Origin of the sequence: Kitasatospora sp. NPDC059327 (assembly GCF_042752535.1) — a bacterium.
Lineage (GTDB): Bacteria > Actinomycetota > Actinomycetes > Streptomycetales > Streptomycetaceae > Kitasatospora.
On record NZ_JBHYYB010000009.1, the window covers coordinates 15075 to 33567 of the forward strand.

The following is an 18493-nucleotide window of genomic DNA, read 5'->3' on the forward strand; positions in this document are numbered from 1 at the left end:
GCGGGGGCGCCGACCGGCGCCCCCGCCCCATTGAACCGCTGCTTACCTCCGCGGCTTCACCCGAGGTGGCTCAGAGCCGGCAGGCGTGGATGTTGGTGACCAGGATGGCCCGGGCACCGATGCCCCAGAGGTCGTCCATGATCCGCTGGGCCTCCTTGCGGAGCACCATCGAGCGGACGGCCACCCAGCCCTCGGTGTGCAGCGGGGAGACGGTCGGCGACTCCAGGCCGGGGGTCAGCGCGACGGCGGCGCCCACGCTCTCGGCCCGGATGTCGTAGTCCATCAGCACGTAGCGGCGGGCCACCAGGACACCCTGGAGGCGGCGCAGGAACTGGTCGACACCCGCGTCCTCCCCCGCGCCCTTGGGACGGATCACCACGGCGTCCGAGATCAGGATCGGCTCGCCGAAGACCTCCAGCCCGGCGTTGCGCAGGCTGGTGCCGGTCTCCACCACGTCGGCGATCACATCGGCCACGCCCAGCTGCACCGCGGTCTCCACCGCGCCGTCCAGCTTGGTCACGGTGGCCTTGATGCCGTGGTCGGCCAGGTGCTGCTCCACCAGGCCGGTGTACGAGGTGGCGATCCGCAGCCCCTCCAGGCCCTGCACGTCCTTCACGTCCACGCCCTCCGGGCGCGCGAAGCGGAAGGTGGAGCCGCCGAACCCGAGGGCCAGCACCTCCTCGGCGTTGGAGTGCGAGTCCAGCAGCAGGTCGCGGCCGGTGATGCCGACGTCCAGCCGGCCGGAGCCGACGTACACCGCGATGTCGCGCGGGCGCAGGAAGAAGAACTCGACCTCGTTGTTCGGGTCGACGAGCACGAGCTCCTTGGGGTCCTTGCGCTGGCGGTAACCGGCCTCATGGAGCATCTCCGCCGCGGGACCCGAGAGCGAACCCTTGTTGGGGACGGCGATGCGCAGCATGGAGGTCTGTTCCTTACCTGTTGGGAGGGGGGTGTGCTGTTCGGACCGGTTCAGAGGTACTTGTAGACGTCGTCGAGCGTCAGCCCGCGCGCGACCATCATCACCTGAAGGTGGTAGAGGAGCTGGGAGATCTCCTCGGCGGTCTGCTCGTCGGACTGGAACTCGGCGGCCATCCAGACCTCGGCGGCCTCCTCGACGACCTTCTTGCCGATCGCATGGACGCCCTGCTGGACGAGCTGCGCGGTACGGGAGGACGAGGGGTCGCCGGTGGCGGCCTTCTGCTGGAGCTCGGTGAAGAGCTCCTCGAATGTCTTCGAAGCCATGATGGACTCACCTTACGGCGTGCGGGCTTACGGGCGGTAAACGGTCCCGGACCGTGGACAGTCCGGTGGACATCCACGGTCCGGGACCGTGCCGGTGGGCGCGCCCACCGAGCGGGGCCCCGGTCAGGCCACCGACCTGAGGACGACGGCGGTGGCGACGGCCGCCGTGACGGCCTCGTGCCCCTTGTCCTCGGCGGAGCCCGGCAGGCCCGCACGGTCGAGTGCCTGCTGCTCGTTGTCACAGGTCAGGACGCCGAAGCCGACCGGGACACCGGTGTCGACGCTGACCTGGGTGAGACCGGAGGTGGCGGCCTGGCAGACGTAGTCGAAGTGCGGGGTGCCCCCGCGGACGACCACGCCGAGCGCGATCACGGCGTCGTAGCCGCGGTCCGCGAGGCGCTTGGCGGCGACCGGCAGCTCGAAGGTGCCGGGCACCCGCAGCACGGTCGGCTCGTCGATGCCGAGCTCCTTGAGGGCGCGGTGGGCGCCGTCCAGCAGGCCGTTCATCACCTGCTCGTGCCACTGGGCGGCGATCACGGCGACCTTGAGGCCGGCGGCGTTGTCGATGGTGAGCTCGGGGGCTCCGTGGCCGCTCATGTGCTGTTCCTCTTTCGGGGGTCGGTCGGGACGGAGGGGGTCTCAGGAGCCGAGACCGGGCAGGTCGTGGCCCATCCGGTCGCGCTTGGTCCGCAGGTAGCGCAGGTTGTGCTCGCCGGCCGGGGTCTCGACCGGCTCGCGGCCCTTGACCTTGAGGCCGTGCTCGGTGAGCGCGGCGAGCTTCTCCGGGTTGTTGGTGAGCAGGGTGAGCGAGCGCACGCCGAGGTCGCCGAGCATCTGGGCGCCGATGCTGTAGTCGCGGGCGTCGGCGGGCAGGCCGAGGTCGAGGTTGGCGTCGACGGTGTCGCGGCCCTGCTCCTGGAGCGCGTAGGCGCGCAGCTTGTGGGCGAGGCCGATGCCCCGGCCCTCGTGACCGCGCAGGTAGAGGACGACGCCCCGGCCGGCCTCGGCCACCTTGCCGAGCGAGGCCTCCAGCTGCGGGCCGCAGTCGCAGCGCAGCGAACCGAACACGTCACCGGTGAGGCACTCGGAGTGGACCCGCACCAGCACGTCCTCACCGTCGGGCAGGCGCCCGTCGGCGTCCAGCCCGCCGGCGACCAGCGCGAGGTGCTCCACGCCGTCGATGGTGCCCCGGTAGCCGACCGCGGTGAACTCCCCGTACGCGGTGGGCAGCGCGGTGACGGCGGCCCGGTCCACGTGGAGTTCGGTGCGCCGGCGGTAGGCGATCAGGTCCTCGATGGAGATGATCGCGAGTCCGTGCTCGCGGGCGAACGCGACCAGTTCGGGCAGCCGGGCCATGGTGCCGTCGTCGTTGACCACCTCGGCGATGGCACCGGCCGGTGCCAGCCCGGCCAGCCGGGCCAGGTCGACGGCGGCCTCGGTGTGGCCGGGGCGGACGAGCACACCGCCCTCGACGGCCCGCAGCGGGAAGACGTGCCCGGGGCGGGTGAGGTCGCCGGGCTCGGTGCCGGCGCTGGCGAGCAGCCGGACGGTCCGGGCGCGGTCGGCCGCCGAGATGCCGGTGTCGACCCCGTCGCGGGCGTCGACCGAGACGGTGTACGCGGTGCCCTTGCGGTCCTCGTTGACCTGGGTCATCGGGGGCAGCTTGAGCCGGTCCAGCTCCGCGCCGGTCATCGGGGCGCAGATCACGCCGGAGCTGTACCGGATGGTGAAGGCCATCAGCTCGGGGGTGGCCGCGGAGGCGGCGAAGACGATGTCGCCCTCGTTCTCGCGGTCCTCGTCGTCGACCACGATCACGGCGCGGCCGAGCGCGATGTCGGCGACGGCCCGCTCGACGGGGTCGAGCACGAGGTCGAGGTCGTCGGTCTGGTCGGTGGTCATGCCGTGGCTCCCTGGGGGACGGTGGCGGACGTGGGGCGCGGCGCACGGGTGCTCAGCCACCAGGAACGCAGGCCGAGCAGTACCAGGACGAAGTAGATGGAGTAGGTGAGGCCGGAGAAGGAGTAGCCGCTGTTGAAGGCGAGCGGGACGCCGACCACGTCGACGGCGATCCAGGCGAACCAGAACTCCACCCAGCCGCGGGCCTGGGCGACCATCGCCGCCAGCGTGCCGACGAAGATGTAGGCGTCCGACCAAGGGCTCCAGGACAGGCTGGGGTTGGCCAGGAACAGCCAGGCCAGCGCACTGGTGCCGAGCGCGGTGCCGACCACCAGGGCGGCCCGCTCGGGCCAGCTCGCGAACCGGACGGCGATCCCGTCCGCGCCCCGGCGGCCGCGGCGCCAGCGCGTCCAGCCCCAGGCCGCCGTGGCGACCACGATCAGCTGCTTGCCGATCAGGCCGGGGACGTGGCCGTTCAGGTAGGCCGTGATGAGCACGGCGCCGGACAGCAGCTGCACCGGCCAGCTCCACACCGAGCGGCGCCAGCCGAGCGCCAGACCGAGCAGGCCGAGCAGGTTGCCGATCATGTCGGCCCACTTCACGTGCTCACCGAAGACGGTGAACGCTTCTCCACTGAGCCAGTTCACTGGGATTCTCCGGCGGTCGTCGACGGCAGGGCGCGGGAGTCGAGCAGCCGCTCCACGTACTTGGCGAGGACGTCGACCTCCAGGTTGACGCTCTCGCCGACGGCCTTCGTGCCGAGCGTGGTCAGCGCGAGGGTGGCCGGGATGAGGCTGACGGTGAAGCTGTCGCGGGCGGCCTCGACCACGGTCAGGCTGACGCCGTCGACGGTGATCGACCCCTTCTCCACCAGGTAGCGGGAGATGGCGGCGGGCAGCGAGAAGCGCAGCACCTCCCAGCGGAGTTCGCCGGCGGCGTCGCGCTCGCCGGGCTCCCGGCCCACCAGGGTGCCGGTCGCGTCGACGTGGCCCTGGACGAGGTGCCCGCCGAGCCGGGCGCCGAGTGCCATCGCGCGCTCCAGGTTGACCCGGGAGCCGGGCGCGAGCTCGCCCAGGCTGGAGCGGTGGAGCGTCTCGGCCATCACGTCGGCGCTGAACTCAGCGGTGCCCGCGGCCAGTTGCTCAGGGGAGTCGACCACGGTCAGGCAGACGCCGTTGACCGCGATGGAGTCGCCGTGGCGCGCGTCCTGACAGACCACCGGGCCGCGCAGGCGGATCCGCGAGGAGTCGCCGATCTCCTCGATCGACACGACCTCGCCGAGCTCTTCGATGATGCCGGTGAACACCCGGGTTCTCCTCGCGCTTAGGGGCGCGGACTCCGGGGCGGCACGGGAGAGGACACGGACGGGCGCGGGTGCGCGGGCCGACGGCAGGACCCGTCGCCAGGTCACCGCGAACCGCCGGGAGAGGACTCTCCCGTCGCACACCTCCCCGAGGTCCACCGGGGGACCACGGGCACTGCTCTTCGTCCGCCGCGCACGCCTCCCATCCGGACTTTAACCGTCGGTCCAGGAATTTCACCTGGTCAACCGGCCGCTGGCTGCGGACGGGTCGCGGACTGTAACCGCCGGTTCGGATTTTCACCGACCCCGGAGTGCGCTGAACGTCACTGCTACTACTGACGTCATTGTGCCACGGTCCGCGCAGGGCGAGGGAGAGGCTTCCGCTGTGGCCTGTTTCACGCGGGGAGCGGGAATGCCCGGGGGCGCGCGCGGGTGTCCGCGACGGCGGTGCGACGCCCCCCCGGCCGCCCGGTGGCGGCCCGGGGTGCGGCGGGCGCAGTCTGGTGGTAGCCGGCCGGCAGCGGCCGACCGGGACTCCTGGAGGTGCGAGGACGATGGCCAAGTTCATGGACGTCCACCACGGCATGACCGGAATCACCGGCGAGGAACTGCGGATGGCGCACCAGGCCGATCTCGCGATCGAGGCCGAGGAGGGCGTGCACTTCGAGCAGGCCTGGGCCGACCCCGAATCGGGCACGGTGTACTGCCTCTCCGAGGCACCGTCGAAGGAGGCCGTGCAGCGTGTCCACGAGCGCACCGGCCACCCGGCGGACGAGGTCCACCCGGTACCGATCGCGGTGTGACGCCGGCCGGACCGGGACCCCCGGACCGGCGCTCCCGGTCCGGCCGCGCCCGCGACCGGCTCAGCCGGCCGGGACCGGCGTGAAGTGGCTGACCTCGGGCGGGTGCGCGAGGTAGCGCAGCTCGCCCTCCGACCAGACCGGCCTGATCCGCCACATCGGCCCGGCGTACCCGCGCAGGGCCTCCTCGTCCCGCCAGCGGCTCACCACCAGCACCCGGTGTCCCTCCTCGGCCACCGAGCGCAGCAGCTCGCCGCCCAGACAGCCGTCCGTCCGCCCGAGCTCGGGGATCACCTGCGTGGTCAGCACCGCGCAGAACTCTTCGACGCGCCCGGCCATGACCTGCCCGGCCCAGATCCTGACGATCACGTCCACCACCTCCCGCGAAAGGCCCTGTCCCCCATTATCTGCGCGAAATGCCTGGTGGGGAGGGCCCAATGGTGCCGCGACGAGAGCCTCCGGGCCGGCCGCGGGGACGCCTTCGCTAGATTTCCAGTATGACCATCACGCCGGAAGCTGCCCTGTCGTCAAAGTCCGGACCCACGCCCCCGGAGAGCCTGTTCGCGGCGCTGGAGGCGAACGCGGTCCGCGCCGCGGCCGAGCTGCGGGAGATCTACGAGCAGCCCGGCGACCACGCGCGGCGCAAGCAGGTGGACCACCTCCACGAGGTGGCACGGAAGCTGATCGCCTGCGCCTCGATGGTCTTCGTGGCCAGCACGGACGCGGCCGGGCGGTGCGACGTGTCGCCGCGCGGCGGCCCGGCCGGGCTGGTGTCGGTCCTGGACGAGCACACCCTCGCGATCCCGGACGCCACCGGGAACAAGCGGCTGGACACCCTGCACAACATCGTCGAGACCGGCCAGGTCGGGCTGATCTTCGTGGTGCCGGGCCGGGACACCACGCTCCGGGTCAACGGGCGGGCCTGCGTCTCCACCGACCCGCGGCTGCTGGAGCAGCTGACGGCGGTCGGCAAGCCGCCGCGCAGCGCGATCGTGGTGGGGGTCGAGGAGGTGTACGCGCACTGCCCGAAGGCGTTCCTGCGCGGCTCGGCGTGGAAGCCGGAGAACTGGCTCGGCAAGGACGAGCAGCCCAGCTCGGCCGAGGTCACCCTGTCCCACCTGCGGGATCCCGCGCTGACCATCGAGATGATCGAGCAGACCGAGCGGGAGGCCCTGCTCTACCGGTACGAGTAGCGGGCCCGGCCCGGCGGACCTCCCGGCCGGTGGCCCCCGCCCGGTGGGCTCCTGGCCCGGGGCGGCGGACCGACCCCGGAGGGCCGGTGCGCCGCCCGCCGTCGACGCCCCGGTGGCGGACCGGTCTCAGGCCGCGGCCTTGACGTCCACCACGCTCGCGTCGGCGGCCGCCCGCCGGACGGCGTCGACCCCCTTGTGGGCCGCCTCCTTGCTCGCATAGCCCTGCCCGGTGGCGACGATCTCGCCGTTGCCCGCCTTGAGCCGGAACCGGTACTTGCCCCCGGCGTCCTCGTAGACCTCGAACTTGCCCGACATCCGGGCCACCTCCTCGTCCTCGACGGGACGCGGGGTGCGCCCCTCCAGCACCCTGCGCCCGCGCGTCCGGCCGCCGCACCCGGTCGGCGGCCGGACGGGTGACGCGGTGCGGCGCACGACCCGCGGGGGTGCCGGGCCGGCGGACGGTGGTTTGAATGGACGGATGGACTGCGTCTTCTGCGCGGTGGTGGCGCACCGGGAGCCGGCCCACCTCGTCCTGGACGACGAGGTGGCGGTGGCCTTCCTGGACCGCCGGCCGCTCTTCCCCGGTCATGTGCTGGTGGTGCCGCGCGCCCACCACCGCACGCTGGCGGACCTGCCGGCGGCGCAGGTGGGCCCGTTCTTCCTGCGGGTGCAGCGGGTGTCCGCCGCCGTGGAGCGCGGGCTGGGGGCGGCCGGCAGCTTCGTCGCGGCGAACAACCGGATCAGTCAGTCGGTGCCGCATCTGCACGTGCACGTGGTGCCGCGCAATCCGAAGGACGGGTTGCGCGGCTTCTTCTGGCCGCGCGGGACGTACCCGGACGAGGCGGGTGCGGCGGCGGTCGCCGACCGGCTGCGGGCGGCGCTCGCCGCCTCCGGTCCGTAGCGTCCGGTCCGTAGCGGCCGGGGCGGGGAACGCCGGACGGGGGCAGTGAGCGGGGACGCCCGGACGGGGACGGGGGCGGGCCGCCGGGCTCCGGGCCGCCGGGGGGAGCGGGGGAAGCGGGGGCGACGGGCGGGTGGGCCCGCGCCGTCAGCCGGCCTCCAGCCGGGTCGTGAAGCTGAACCGGTCGCCCCGGTAGAGCGAGCGCACCCGTTCCAGCGGGGCCCCGGTCGTGTCCCGGGTCAGCCGGTGGAGCAGCAGCATCGGCAGGGCGGGCGGGGTCCCGATCAGCAGGGCCTCGCGCGGGGAGGCGAGCACCGTCTCGATCCGCTCGTCGGCCGCGCCGAACTCGATGCCGGCCTTCTCCCGGAGGAAGGCGTAGAAGGACGCTCCGGGGTCGAACTCCCGGTCCAGCGCGGGCACCCGGGCCACCGCCAGATAGGTGCTCTCCAGGCCGACCCGCTCGCCGTCCGCGAGCAGCACCCGCTCCAGGTGCCAGACCCGCTCGCCCACCGCGACGGCCAACTGTCCGGCGAGCAGCGGATCGGCGGCGAACTGCTCCAGCCCGATCAGGTTGCGGCCGGGGACCCTGCCCTGGCGGCGAACGCCCTCGGTGTAGCTGGCCAGTGAGAGCGGCTGCTCCAGCTTCGGCCCGGCGACCACGGTGCTGCGCCCGCGCCGGCGGACCCGCCCCTGGATCAGCAGGTCGCGCAGGGCCTGCCGGAGGGTCTCCCGGGCCACCTCGAAGCGGGCCGCGAGCTCGCGCTCGGTCGGCAGCACGCCGCCCTCGCCGAGCTCGTCGACCAGCTCCTCCAGCCGGCCCTTGACGGCGTAGTACTTGGGCACCCGGCCGTGTTCGGGGATACCCGACCTGATCGGCGCGCCGGGGCCGGGAGGGGTGGCCGGCCCGGAGGTCTGTTCCATGGCGCCATCCTCGCAGACCGGTCGGGGCCGTCCGATTCCGGCCGAATTCGCCCCGGAGCGCCGCCACCCCCTTGACAGGTATAGACCATTCCGCTTGAGTCTGGGGTCAACCCCGCACGGACCGCACCGGCCCGCACCCCGGTCGGCCCGCACCCCGGTTCGCCCGTACCCCGGTCGACCCGCACGCACCCGGCCGGCCCGTCCCCCACGACGCGCCGCCCCACGCGGGGCCGGACTCCCCGTCACCACCCACCTCCCTCCACGACCGTGCGGCCCCCACCGCACAAGGGGTGATCAAGTGTCAACGAAACGTCTGCTCGCACTGCTCTCCGCGATGGTCACGGCGCTGGCCGTCGTCCTGCTGCTGCCCGCCGCGGCGGCCAACGCGGCGGCCTGCGCCACTCCGTGGAACGCGTCCACCGCGTACACCGGCGGCGCCTCCGTCTCCTACGGCGGGCACAACTGGTCCGCCAAGTGGTGGACCCAGAACGAGACCCCGAGCACCGCCGGCACCGGCGTCTGGGCCGACCAGGGCACCTGCGGCGGCACGACCGAGCCCACGCCGACGCCGACCTCCGGAAGTTGCGTCTACCCGGACTGGGCGGCCGGCCGCACCTACACCACCGGCACGATCGTCCGCTACACCAACGGCGGGCTCTACCGGGCCACCCACGACAACCCGGGCTACGACCCGGTGATCAGCACCTGGTACTGGGAGCCGTACACCTGCGGCCCGACGACACCGACCCCCACGCCGACCACCACCGCGAACCCCGGCGGGTTCCCGGTCAGCCAGGCGCAGTTCAACCAGATGTTCCCGAACCGGAACTCCTTCTACACCTACCAGGGCCTGCTCGACGCGCTCGGCGCCTACCCCGGCTTCGCCAACACCGGCAGCGACACCGTCCGCAAGCAGGAGGCCGCGGCCTTCCTCGCCAATGTGAACCACGAGACCGGCGGCCTGGTCTACGTGGTCGAGCAGAACACCGCCAACTACCCGCACTACTGCGACACTTCGCAGTCGTACGGCTGCCCGGCCGGGCAGTCCGCGTACTACGGGCGCGGCCCGATCCAGCTGAGCTGGAACTTCAACTACAAGGCCGCCGGCGACGCCCTGGGCATCGATCTGCTGCGCAACCCCAACCTGGTGCAGACCGACCCGGCGGTGGCCTGGAAGACCGCGCTCTGGTACTGGAACACCCAGAACGGCCCGGGCACCATGACGCCGCACAACGCCATGGTCAACGGGTACGGCTTCGGCGAGACGATCCGCAGCATCAACGGCTCGCTGGAGTGCAACGGCGGCAACCCCGCGCAGGTGCAGAGCCGGATCAACGCCTACCAGTCCTTCACCCAGATCCTCGGGACCGTCCCGGGCGCCAACCTGAGCTGCTGACGCGGCGCCAGGGGTGAGGCCACCCCGGTACGCCCCGCCGCTCCCCCGGCACACCACGGGGAGCAGCGGGGCGTACGCCTGCCGGAGGACCGGCGGGGGCCGGAATCATCGCCACGGCGGACGACCGGGCGCCGGCGGGCCCCTACGCTCGAAGCCATGAACGACCTTGGCAGCCTTGTCCAGCGGACCGCCGACCGGCTCGCGACCCAGCAGGTCGGCGTGGTGGTCGCCGGGCTGGCCGGCGGCGCGGTGGAGATCCGCGGCGCCGGGAGCACCACCGCCGCCCCGGCCGGCGGCCCGCCCGGCCCGCGGACGCTGTTCGAAATCGGTTCGGTGACCAAGGTGTTCACCTCGCTCGCGCTGGCCCGGCTGGCACTCGCCGGCACGGCCGGGCTCGACGAGCCGTTGGCCGACCTCCTGGCGGGCGCGCTGCCGCCCGGCGCGAGCGTCCCGGCCAGGCGCGGTACGCCGATCGCGCTCCGACACCTCGCCACCCACACCTCCGGCCTGCCCCGGCTGCCCGCCGGGATGCTGCTGCCGACCCTGCTCCATCCGAACAAGCCGGACCCGTACCGCCACTGCACCCGCGCCGTACTGCTGGCCGGGCTCGGCCGGACGCGGCTGCGCGCGGTACCCGGGCGCGGCTTCCGCTACTCCAACCTCGGCGCCGGGCTGCTCGGCCTGGCGCTGGCCCACCGGGCCGGCACCGGCTACGAGGAGCTGGTGACCAGGGAGATCTGCGAGCCGCTCGGGCTCGCCGACACGGTGATCGGTGTCGACGCCGAGCGGGCGGCCAGGCTCGCCCAGGGGCACACCGCCGGGCGCCGCCCGGTACCCGGGTGGCAGTTGGCCGACCTCGCCGGCGCCGGCGGGCTCCACTCGACCGCCGCCGACCTCGCGGTGCTGCTGCGGGCCCAACTGGCCTCGGGCACGGACCAGGACTCGCCCCTGGCACCCGCGATCGCCCTCACCCGGCAGACGAAGCACAAGGTCAACCCCTTCGCCTGGGCGCACCTCGGCTGGCTCGGCCACCGCCTGCACCAGCGCCAGGGCGGCCACCTGCAGATCTGGCACAACGGCGGAACGGGGGGCTTCCGCTCCTTCGTCGCCTTCGACCCCGAGAAGCAGGTGGGCGTCATAGCCCTGGCCAACACCCGCCGCTCGGTCGACCCCGGAGGCATCGCCCTGCTGCGCGCGCTGCAGAACGCCTGACCGGCGCGGCCCGCCCGGCGGCGGAGTACGGTCCGAGCCCACGGAGCCTCGATAGTTGGATTTCCAAACCCACTCCCCTATAGTGGGTTTGCCTTTCCACCTACCCTCCTGCCCCGGGCCCGACCGCCCGGGCTCCCCCAGAGGAAGGCGGCCGTCATGCGTGACGCCGTGATCGTCGAAGCCGTCCGCACCCCCATCGGCAAGGGCAAACCGGGAGGCTCGCTCTCGGCCGTCCACCCGGTGGAGCTGCTCGCGCACACCCTCCGCGCCCTGATCGGGCGCAGCGGCGTCGACCCGGCCCTGGTCGACGACGTGATCGGCGGCTGCGTCGACCAGGTCGGCGAGCAGGCCATGAACACCACGCGCTACGCCTGGCTGGCGGCCGGTCTGCCGGAATCCGTGCCGGCGACCACCGTGGACCGGCAGTGCGGTTCCTCCCAGCAGGCCGTCCACTTCGCCGCCCAGGGGGTGATCGCGGGGGCCTACGACCTGGTGGTGGCGTGCGGCATCGAGTCGATGAGCCGGGTGCCGATGTGGTCCAACGTCCCGCCCGGCGCGGACCCGTTCGGCGCCGCGATCGCCGCCCGCTACCCCGGCGGGCCGATCCCGCAGGGCGTCAGCGCCGAGCTGATCGCCGCCAGGTGGTCCATCGCGCGGGAGGCGATGGGCGCCTTCGCCCTCGACTCGCACGCCAAGGCCGCGCATGCGCACGCCGCCAGCTGGTTCGAGGCCGAGCTGGCCCCGGTGCCGACCCCCGGCGGGATCGTCACCACGGACGAGTCGGTGCGCCCGGGCAGCACGCCGGAGGCGCTGGCCCGGCTCCGGCCCTCCTTCACCGACGCCGCCATGAGCGCGCGGTTCCCGCAGATCGAGTGGTCGGTGACGGCCGGCAACAGCAGTCCGATCAACGACGGTGCCTCGGCGGTGCTGATCGCCGGCGGCGAGACGGCCGCCCGGCTGGGGCTGCGCCCGCTGGCCCGGCTGCACTCCTTCGCGGTGACCGGTTCCGACCCGCTCCTGATGCTCACCGGCGTGCTCCCCGCCACCGAGAAGGTCCTGCGGCGGTCCGGGCTCTCCCTGGCGGACATCGACCTGTTCGAGGTGAACGAGGCCTTCGCCTCGGTGGTGCTGGCCTGGCTCCAGGAGACCGGCGCCGACCCGGCCAAGCTGAACGTCCAGGGCGGCGCGATCGCCCTGGGCCACCCGCTCGGCGCGAGCGGCACCCGGCTGATGACCACACTGGTGCACGCGATGCGCCGGCGCGGGGCGCGCTACGCGCTGCAGACCATGTGCGAGGCCGGCGGCCTGGCCAACGCCACGGTCCTGGAGGCGCTGGACTGACCGGCCCCCCGGGTTCGCCCGGCGGCCGGGCCGGGCCGCCGGGCTCGCGGGAGCGGCCCGGCGTTCCCCCACGACCGGGCCCCACCCGCCCGGGCCGCTGCGGGGCCGGCGAGCGCACGGCAGGCGGGCGCGGGGCCGGTGGGCGAAACGCGCGGTACGCGGGGGGTGCGTGGGAAGATGGCAGGGCTGGCAGAAACGATCTCCGGGCGGTTCTCTGGCCATGGTGAACGAGCAGCGTGATACCGGTGGGTCCGGGGGGCCGCGCCCGGGGCAGCCGGGTGCCGGGGGGTCGCGTCAGGACGCCCTGCTGATGGTTCCGATCGCGACCGCCCTGATCGAGGCGGACGGGCGGATCCTGCACTGGAGCAGCGACGCGGAGGCCCTGCTCGGGTACAGCGCCGAGGAGGCGATCGGCTCGCTGGCCGCGCAGTTGCTGGCCACCGACGACCAGCGGCCCGAGGTGCTGGGCCTCTTCCAGGACATCGTGGACGGCCGCGGCTGGTCGGGCGTCTTCCCGGTGAAACACCGCGCGGGCCACTACGTGAACCTGGAGTTCCGCACCCACCCGATCTCCGGCCCCGGCGGCAGCCCGCTGGTGCTGGCCGTCGCCTCCGACGTGACGACGCTGCGCCGGATCCAGGCGGACCTCGCCATCCTGAACGGCTTCTTCACGCAGTCCCCCGTCGGCATGGCCGTCTACGACTCCCGGCTGGCCTTCGTCCGGCTGAACGACGCGCTGGCCCGGGTCAACGGCCTGCCCACCGACGCGCACCTGGGCCACCGCCTCACCGAACTGCTGCCGGGCATCAACGGCGCCGAGAGCGAGGCGGTGATGCGGCAGGTGCTGGAGAGCGGCGAGCCCGTGGTGGACACCCGCTCGCACGGCCGCACCCCCGCCGACCCGGCCCGCGACCACGCCTGGTCCGCCTCCTACTTCCGGCTGGAGGACCCGGGCGGGGAGGTCCTCGGGGTCAGTTCGACGGTCGTCGACATCACCGAGCGCTTCCGCGCGGACGCCCGCGCCGCCCGCGCGCAGGAGCGGCTGGCGCTGCTGGTCGACGCCACCGCGTCCATCGGCACCACCCTGGACCTGCGGCAGACCGCCCGGGAACTGGCCGACGCCATGGTGCCGAGGGTCGCCGACATCAGTGGGGTGTTCGCCCTGGAGGCCCTGGTCGCCGGACGCACCGTGGAGCCGCTCGACCCGACCGTCCCGCACCTGGTGCGCAGGCTGGCGCTCGCCACCACCGACCCGCTCTACCCCGCCGACGCGCTGCCGGTGGACGCGGTGCACGAGCTGGCGCCGGACTCGCCGTACGCGCGGGCCCTGGCGACCGGGCACACGGTGGTGGTGCCGTCCTGGGAACTGCCGCTGCTGAGCGCGGCGATCACCGAGAGCCGCCGCCAGGCGTACCTCGGTGACCGCCCGCGTTCGGTGCGGATCACCCCCCTGGTGGCGCGCGGCACCACCCTCGGCATGGTGGTGTACTCGCGGCGCGGCGAGCGGGAGTCCTTCGCCGAGGCGGACATCACGCTCGGCGACGAACTGGCCTCGCGGGCCGCCGTCGCCATCGACAACGCCCGGCTCTACCTGCGCCAGCACCAGACCGTCCTGGCCCGCCAGCAGGCCCTGCGCGAGGCGAAGGCCGCGCAGGAGCGGCTGGCGCTGGTCAACGTCGCCTCGGCGCGGATCGGCACCACCCTCGATCTCGCCCAGACCGCGCAGGAACTGGCCGAGGTCGCCACGCCCCGGCTGGCCGACACCGTGGTGGTGGAGGTGCTGGACGACCTGGTGCGCGGCGAGCGCGAGGTCCGCACCCCGGCCGACGGGTCCGCCGTGCTGCGCCGGATGGCGTTCCACTCGGCGCACGGCTCGACGCTGGCGCCGATCGACCGCACCGGCGGGGTACAGCGGTTCCGGCCCGGCTCGCCGTACGCCTGGAGCCTCGCCCACCGCAAGCCGGTGCTGGTGCCACGGATGGACGAGAAGGGGATGGCCTGGTTCGCCGACGACCCCGTCCGCACGGCGGCCGCGAAGGAGCAGAACGTCCGCTCGTTCATGGTGGTGCCGCTGATCGCCCGCGGCTCCCCGGTCGGCGTCGCCGCCTTCTACCGGACGGTGGTCGAGCGCCCGTACGAGGACGACGACCTGGCGCTGGCCGGGGAGTTGGCCGTGCGGGCGGCCGTCTCGATCGACAACGCGCTGCTGTTCACCCGGGAGCGCGACGCGGCCGACGCCCGCCAGCGCGCCCTGGACGAGGCGTGGGCGGCCCAGCAGCGGCTCTCGCTGCTCAACGAGGCGAGCAACCGGATCGGTACCACGCTCGATCTGCACCGCACCGCTGAGGAGTTGGTGGCGGTGGTGGTTCCGCGCTTCGCCGACTTCGTCACCGTCGACCTGCGGGACGCGGTGCTCGGCGGCGAGGATCCGAGCCCGGTGCCGGACGACGGCTCGGTCCTGATGCGGGCGGTCGCCGTCGGCGAGGTCGGGGCGGACGGCACCATGTCGGCCGCCGCCGACCAGGTGGGCTCCACCTCGCAGTCCGCTCAGGTGTACGCGCAGAGCCTGCGCACCGGCCGCTCGATCCTGGTCTCGGAGGTCGACGAGGCCGCGCTGCGCCGGATCGTGGCCTCGCCGGACCGGGTGCAGCCCGGCCTGGACGCGGGGGTGCACTCCTACCTGATGGTGCCGCTGCTGGCCCGCGGGATGGTGCTGGGCGGCGCGGAGTTCCTGCGGACCCGCAACCCGCTGCCGTACGGGCCGGCGGACCGGGCGCTGGCCGAGGAGCTGGCCGCGCGGACGGCGCTCGCGATGGACAACGCCCGGCTCTACCGCCGTGAACGGGACACCGCGCTCACCCTGCAGCGCAGCCTGCTGCCGCAGGAGATCCACCGCACGATCGGTCTTGAGATCGCCTACCGCTACCTGCCCAGCAGCGTGGTCAGCGAGGTCGGCGGCGACTGGTTCGACATCGTCCCGCTCTCCTCCGGCCGGGTCGCCCTGGTGGTCGGCGACGTGATGGGCCACGGCATCCGCGCCGCCGCCACCATGGGCCAGCTCCGCACCGTGGCGAGGACGTTGATCACGCTCGACCTCGACCCGGAGCGGGTGATGCACCGGCTGGACGAGGCCACCGCGGAGATCGGCGAGGGCCAGTTCGCCACCTGCGTCTGCGTGATCTACGACCCGGTGGACCGGCGCTGCACCGCCGCCTGCGCCGGCCACCTGCCGCCCGTGGTGGCCGGCTCCGACGGCCGGGCCCGGCTGGTCGAACTGCCCGCCGGCGCGCCCCTCGGCGTCGGCGGAGTCCCCTTCGAGAGCGTGGAGTTCACCCTGCCGGAGAACGGCATCCTGGCGCTCTACACGGACGGCCTGGTCGAGCGCCGGGGCCGGGACATCGACCAGGGCCTGGACCTGCTCTGCCGGACCGTCGCCGACCGGCGCCGCTCGCTGGAGCAGACCTGCGACGCCGTACTGGCCGAACTCACCGGCCGCACCAGCGAGGACGACATCGCGATCATCCTGGCGCAGTCCCTGCCGACCGGCAGCGACCGGATCGCCACCCTCTCGCTCAGCGACGACCACGCGATGGTCGCGCACTCACGCCGCTTCACCCGGGAGACGCTGGCCGGGTGGGGCCTCGGCGCGCTCGCCGACTGGGCCGAACTGCTCACCAGCGAGCTGATCACCAACGCGCTGGTGCACGCCGGATCGCCCGTCCAGCTGCGGCTGTTCCACAACCGGGTGCTCACGGTGGAGGTCGCCGACCGGGACAGCGAGTCGCCCCGGATCCGCCGCGCCCGGGAGGAGGACGAGGGCGGGCGCGGCATGCACCTGGTGAACGAGCTCGCGCACCGCTGGGGCAGCCGCCGCACCCGGGACGGCAAGGTGGTCTGGTTCGAGCTGGAGCTGCCGCCGGGCACCACCGCCCGGTAGCCCCCGGTCGCGCGACCGCCCCGGCCCGGCACGACGACCGACGTTCGTCGCCGGCCCCGCGCCGTCGTGGAGCGCTACGTCACCGCCATCGCCACCGGCGATCTGCCCACCGCGGTGGCCTCGTTCGCCGAGGACGCCACCTGGTCGCACCGGGCGACCTGCCCCTGTCCCGGGTGTGGCGCGGCCGGGCCGCGACCACCGAGGACTTCCTCGGCGCGGTGGGCACCCTGTTCGCACCCGACGGCGCGCCGGAGGTGACGTTGACCGGACTGCTCGCCGACGGCCCGCGGGTGGTCGCCGAGTGGACCGCGCGCGGGACCGCGGCCAACGGGACCGCGTACGACGACCGGCGCCTGGGCGTCCTCACCGTCGAGAACGGCCTGATCACCGAGGTGCGCGAGTACCTCGACACCCGGCACGCGGCCCGCCCGCCGTTCCCGCCGACGGCAGGCTGACGCGTCGTCACCTTCGCTGCCGGCCGGGCCTAATCGGGCAGCAGGAGATTGACGTCGCCGAACTCGTGCCACAGGTAGCGCTCGTGGACCGCCGCCGCGTAGCAGCGTGCGAGCAGCGGCCGGCCGGCGACCGCGGCCAGCATCAGCAGGTGGGAGGCGCGGGGTTCGTGCCAGCCGGTGAGCAGCCCGTCCACCGCGCGCACCCCGCGCTCGGGGGTGACCACCACCTCCGTCCAGCCCTCGGCCTCCCGCACCGTCCCGTCCGGGCCGACCGCCGATTCCAGGGCCCGAACCGCGGTGGTACCGACCGCGATCACCCGCCCGCCACCGGCCCGGACGTGTCCGACCAGCCCGGCGGTGGCGGCCGGCACCCGGAACCACTCGGGGTACGGCGTCTCGTGCGCCTCCGGCGAGGAGACACCGGTGTGCAGCGTGATCGGCGCGACCAGCACGCCGCACCCGGCCAGCCGGGCCACCACCTCGGCGGTGAACGGCCTGCCGGCGCTGGGCATTTCGCTGCTGCCGGGGACGGTGGCGAAGACCGTCCGGTAAGCCTCGATCGGCCAGTCGCGATCCACGTACCCGTAGCGGATCGCCTTGCCGTGGCGGGCCAGGTAGGCAGCCGGCGGCCCGGGCAGCGAGAGCCGGGCGTACCAGAGCCGTGGCGAGAACGCCTCGACCAGGTCGGCCGCGGCACCACCCGGCAGCGTCACCCGCACCCCCGGACGGGCCGGGGACTCGGCCGGCGGGTAGGCGGTCGGCGCGGCGCCCGGTGCCGCGCGGCGCAGCTCGACCAGAAAGGCGCCGCGCCCGTCCGGCCGGGCCGAGGAGACGTGCAGCACGACGGGGATGCCGTCCGGCAGCCGACCGGGCAGCGCGGCGGGCAGGGTGGCCGAGTTGTTCACCACCAGGAGGTCCCCGGGGCGCAGCACCTCGGGCAGCTCGGTGAACCGGCGGTGCTCGACGGCCGGCCCGCGCCGGCGGCCCACCAGCATCCGCACCCCGTCCCGGGCGGTGCCGCGCGCCTCCGCCGGGGCGCGGGCGGAGAGTTCGGGCGGGACGTCGACGTCGATCCCCGGCGCCGCGGCCGCCGTCATCGCCGGCCCTGTCGCTCGCCCCGGGCGTCGGTCGGCAGCCGGGAGGCGCGGTAGCGTCCGGAGGCCCGGCTGCCGCCCACCAGGGCGAGCAGGGCGGGCACCACCGTCTCGGGGAGCGGCTCGTCGGAGATGTCCTCACCCGGGCAGGCGTCCTGGTACATCCGGGTGCGCATGGTGCCCGGGTCCACCGCCCAGACCCGCACGGCCTCCTCCTCCCGGGCCAGCACGGCGGAGGCCTGGTCCAGCGCCGCCTTGCTGGCCCCGTAGCCGCCCCACCCGGGGTAGGCCTCGACGGCCGCGTCCGAGCTGATGTTCAGGACGGCGCCGGCGTGCTCGCGCAGCTGGGGCAGCAGGAGCTGGGTGAGCGCGATCGGCGCCAGCGCGTTGACCTCGAAGGTCTCCAGCAGATCGGCGAGCGGGACGTCGGCGAGGCGGGGCAGCGGGTCGCCGGCCGCGTCGGAGCCGTTGAGCGTCCCCGCGTTGTTGACCAGGAGGTGTGCGCCGCCGAGCCCGGCGGCGGCCTCGGCGAGGCGGGCGCGGTGGTCGTCGTCGGTGACCGACCCGGCCGGCGCGACCACCCTGGTGACGGCGGCCAGTTCGGCTGCGACCGCGGCGAGTCCGGTCGCGTCGCGGGCGGTGATCACGAGCTGCCATCCGTCGGCGGCGAGGGCCCGCGCGAGGGCCCGGCCGAGGCCGCGCGAGGCGCCGGTGACCAGAGCGACGGGGGCGGCGGGTGGCGTGGTGTGCTGCGGTGCGTTCATGACACCACGATCGCTCCGGCGCGGTCGGGTACGGATCG

At 74.1% G+C, this 18493-nt stretch carries 19 protein-coding genes and 1 riboswitch; of the genes, 8 read left to right on the forward strand and 11 right to left on the reverse strand.

The features are described 5' to 3' along the window. Positions 1-70: 70 nt before the first annotated feature. The 6 genes from hisG to ACFXHB_RS08500 form a co-directional block, all read right to left on the reverse strand. Positions 71-919 (reverse strand): ATP phosphoribosyltransferase, encoded by an 849-nt coding sequence (hisG, locus tag ACFXHB_RS08475; protein ID WP_380573064.1) that lies wholly within the window; start codon positions 917-919, stop codon positions 71-73. A 50-nt stretch (positions 920-969) separates the two neighbouring features. Further along, positions 970-1242: a phosphoribosyl-ATP diphosphatase gene (locus ACFXHB_RS08480; protein ID WP_030306151.1), complete on the reverse strand. Its 273-nt coding sequence runs from the start codon at positions 1240-1242 to the stop codon at positions 970-972. Positions 1243-1365: 123 nt separating this feature from the next. Beyond that, positions 1366-1839, reverse strand: a complete 474-nt coding sequence (gene ribH / locus ACFXHB_RS08485; protein WP_380573065.1) for a 6,7-dimethyl-8-ribityllumazine synthase — start codon at positions 1837-1839, stop codon at positions 1366-1368. A 42-nt stretch (positions 1840-1881) separates the two neighbouring features. After that, a complete protein-coding gene (locus ACFXHB_RS08490) occupies positions 1882-3141 on the reverse strand; it encodes a bifunctional 3,4-dihydroxy-2-butanone-4-phosphate synthase/GTP cyclohydrolase II (protein ID WP_380573066.1) in 1260 nt (419 codons plus the stop codon). Beyond that, the gene (locus tag ACFXHB_RS08495; RefSeq protein WP_380573212.1) at positions 3138-3725 is read right to left on the reverse strand and encodes a nicotinamide riboside transporter PnuC; all 588 of its coding nucleotides are present in this window, start codon (positions 3723-3725) and stop codon (positions 3138-3140) included. Before ACFXHB_RS08495 ends, ACFXHB_RS08490 begins: the two co-directional genes overlap by 4 nt. Before the next feature lie 56 nt (positions 3726-3781). Continuing rightward, positions 3782-4444: a riboflavin synthase gene (locus ACFXHB_RS08500; protein ID WP_380573067.1), complete on the reverse strand. Its 663-nt coding sequence runs from the start codon at positions 4442-4444 to the stop codon at positions 3782-3784. 187 nt (positions 4445-4631) lie between these two features. Beyond that, positions 4632-4759, reverse strand: a riboswitch (FMN riboswitch). 236 nt (positions 4760-4995) lie between these two features. Between ACFXHB_RS08500 and ACFXHB_RS08505 the strand changes: the two genes are divergently transcribed. Next, entirely contained in the window at positions 4996-5244 is a 249-nt protein-coding gene (locus ACFXHB_RS08505; protein ID WP_380573068.1) for an SCO4226 family nickel-binding protein, read from the forward strand. 60 nt (positions 5245-5304) lie between these two features. Here ACFXHB_RS08505 and ACFXHB_RS08510 read toward each other — a convergent pair whose 3' ends face one another. Then, positions 5305-5610: an antibiotic biosynthesis monooxygenase family protein gene (locus tag ACFXHB_RS08510; protein WP_380573069.1), complete on the reverse strand. Its 306-nt coding sequence runs from the start codon at positions 5608-5610 to the stop codon at positions 5305-5307. Between the two features lie 128 nt (positions 5611-5738). Here ACFXHB_RS08510 and ACFXHB_RS08515 point away from each other — a divergent pair, with 128 nt between their 5' ends. Further along, positions 5739-6434, forward strand: coding sequence for an MSMEG_1061 family FMN-dependent PPOX-type flavoprotein (locus tag ACFXHB_RS08515; protein ID WP_380573071.1), 696 nt, complete (start codon positions 5739-5741; stop codon positions 6432-6434). Between the two features lie 126 nt (positions 6435-6560). Here ACFXHB_RS08515 and ACFXHB_RS08520 read toward each other — a convergent pair whose 3' ends face one another. Further along, a complete protein-coding gene (locus ACFXHB_RS08520; protein ID WP_380573073.1) occupies positions 6561-6866 on the reverse strand; it encodes a YegP family protein in 306 nt (101 codons plus the stop codon). A 46-nt stretch (positions 6867-6912) separates the two neighbouring features. On the opposite strand from ACFXHB_RS08520, the gene ACFXHB_RS08525 reads away from it, so the two are divergent. Continuing rightward, a complete protein-coding gene (locus ACFXHB_RS08525; protein WP_380573075.1) occupies positions 6913-7335 on the forward strand; it encodes an HIT family protein in 423 nt (140 codons plus the stop codon). Positions 7336-7482: 147 nt separating this feature from the next. Here the strand turns inward: ACFXHB_RS08525 and ACFXHB_RS08530 are convergent, their stop codons facing one another. Continuing rightward, on the reverse strand, positions 7483-8256 hold the full coding sequence (locus ACFXHB_RS08530) for a GntR family transcriptional regulator (RefSeq protein ID WP_380573076.1): 774 nt from the start codon (positions 8254-8256) through the stop codon (positions 7483-7485). A gap of 298 nt (positions 8257-8554) precedes the next feature. Between ACFXHB_RS08530 and ACFXHB_RS08535 the strand changes: the two genes are divergently transcribed. The 5 genes from ACFXHB_RS08535 (at position 8555) to ACFXHB_RS08555 (ending at position 16597) form a co-directional block, all read left to right on the forward strand. After that, on the forward strand, positions 8555-9652 hold the full coding sequence (locus ACFXHB_RS08535; protein ID WP_380573078.1) for a glycoside hydrolase family 19 protein: 1098 nt from the start codon (positions 8555-8557) through the stop codon (positions 9650-9652). Positions 9653-9808: 156 nt separating this feature from the next. Continuing rightward, positions 9809-10864: a serine hydrolase domain-containing protein gene (locus tag ACFXHB_RS08540; RefSeq protein WP_380573080.1), complete on the forward strand. Its 1056-nt coding sequence runs from the start codon at positions 9809-9811 to the stop codon at positions 10862-10864. A gap of 156 nt (positions 10865-11020) precedes the next feature. Further along, the gene (locus ACFXHB_RS08545; RefSeq protein WP_380573081.1) at positions 11021-12205 is read left to right on the forward strand and encodes a thiolase family protein; all 1185 of its coding nucleotides are present in this window, start codon (positions 11021-11023) and stop codon (positions 12203-12205) included. A gap of 310 nt (positions 12206-12515) precedes the next feature. Next, positions 12516-16142, forward strand: a complete 3627-nt coding sequence (locus tag ACFXHB_RS08550) for a SpoIIE family protein phosphatase (RefSeq protein ID WP_380573083.1) — start codon at positions 12516-12518, stop codon at positions 16140-16142. 173 nt (positions 16143-16315) lie between these two features. After that, positions 16316-16597, forward strand: a complete 282-nt coding sequence (locus ACFXHB_RS08555) for a nuclear transport factor 2 family protein (RefSeq protein ID WP_380573085.1) — start codon at positions 16316-16318, stop codon at positions 16595-16597. Between the two features lie 29 nt (positions 16598-16626). On the opposite strand, the gene ACFXHB_RS08560 is transcribed toward ACFXHB_RS08555, so the two are convergent. Next, a complete protein-coding gene (locus ACFXHB_RS08560) occupies positions 16627-17694 on the reverse strand; it encodes an S-adenosylmethionine:tRNA ribosyltransferase-isomerase (RefSeq protein WP_380573086.1) in 1068 nt (355 codons plus the stop codon). Beyond that, on the reverse strand, positions 17691-18455 hold the full coding sequence (locus tag ACFXHB_RS08565) for an SDR family NAD(P)-dependent oxidoreductase (RefSeq protein WP_380573088.1): 765 nt from the start codon (positions 18453-18455) through the stop codon (positions 17691-17693). The genes ACFXHB_RS08560 and ACFXHB_RS08565 overlap by 4 nt, the downstream gene beginning before the upstream one ends. Positions 18456-18493 lie beyond the last annotated feature (38 nt).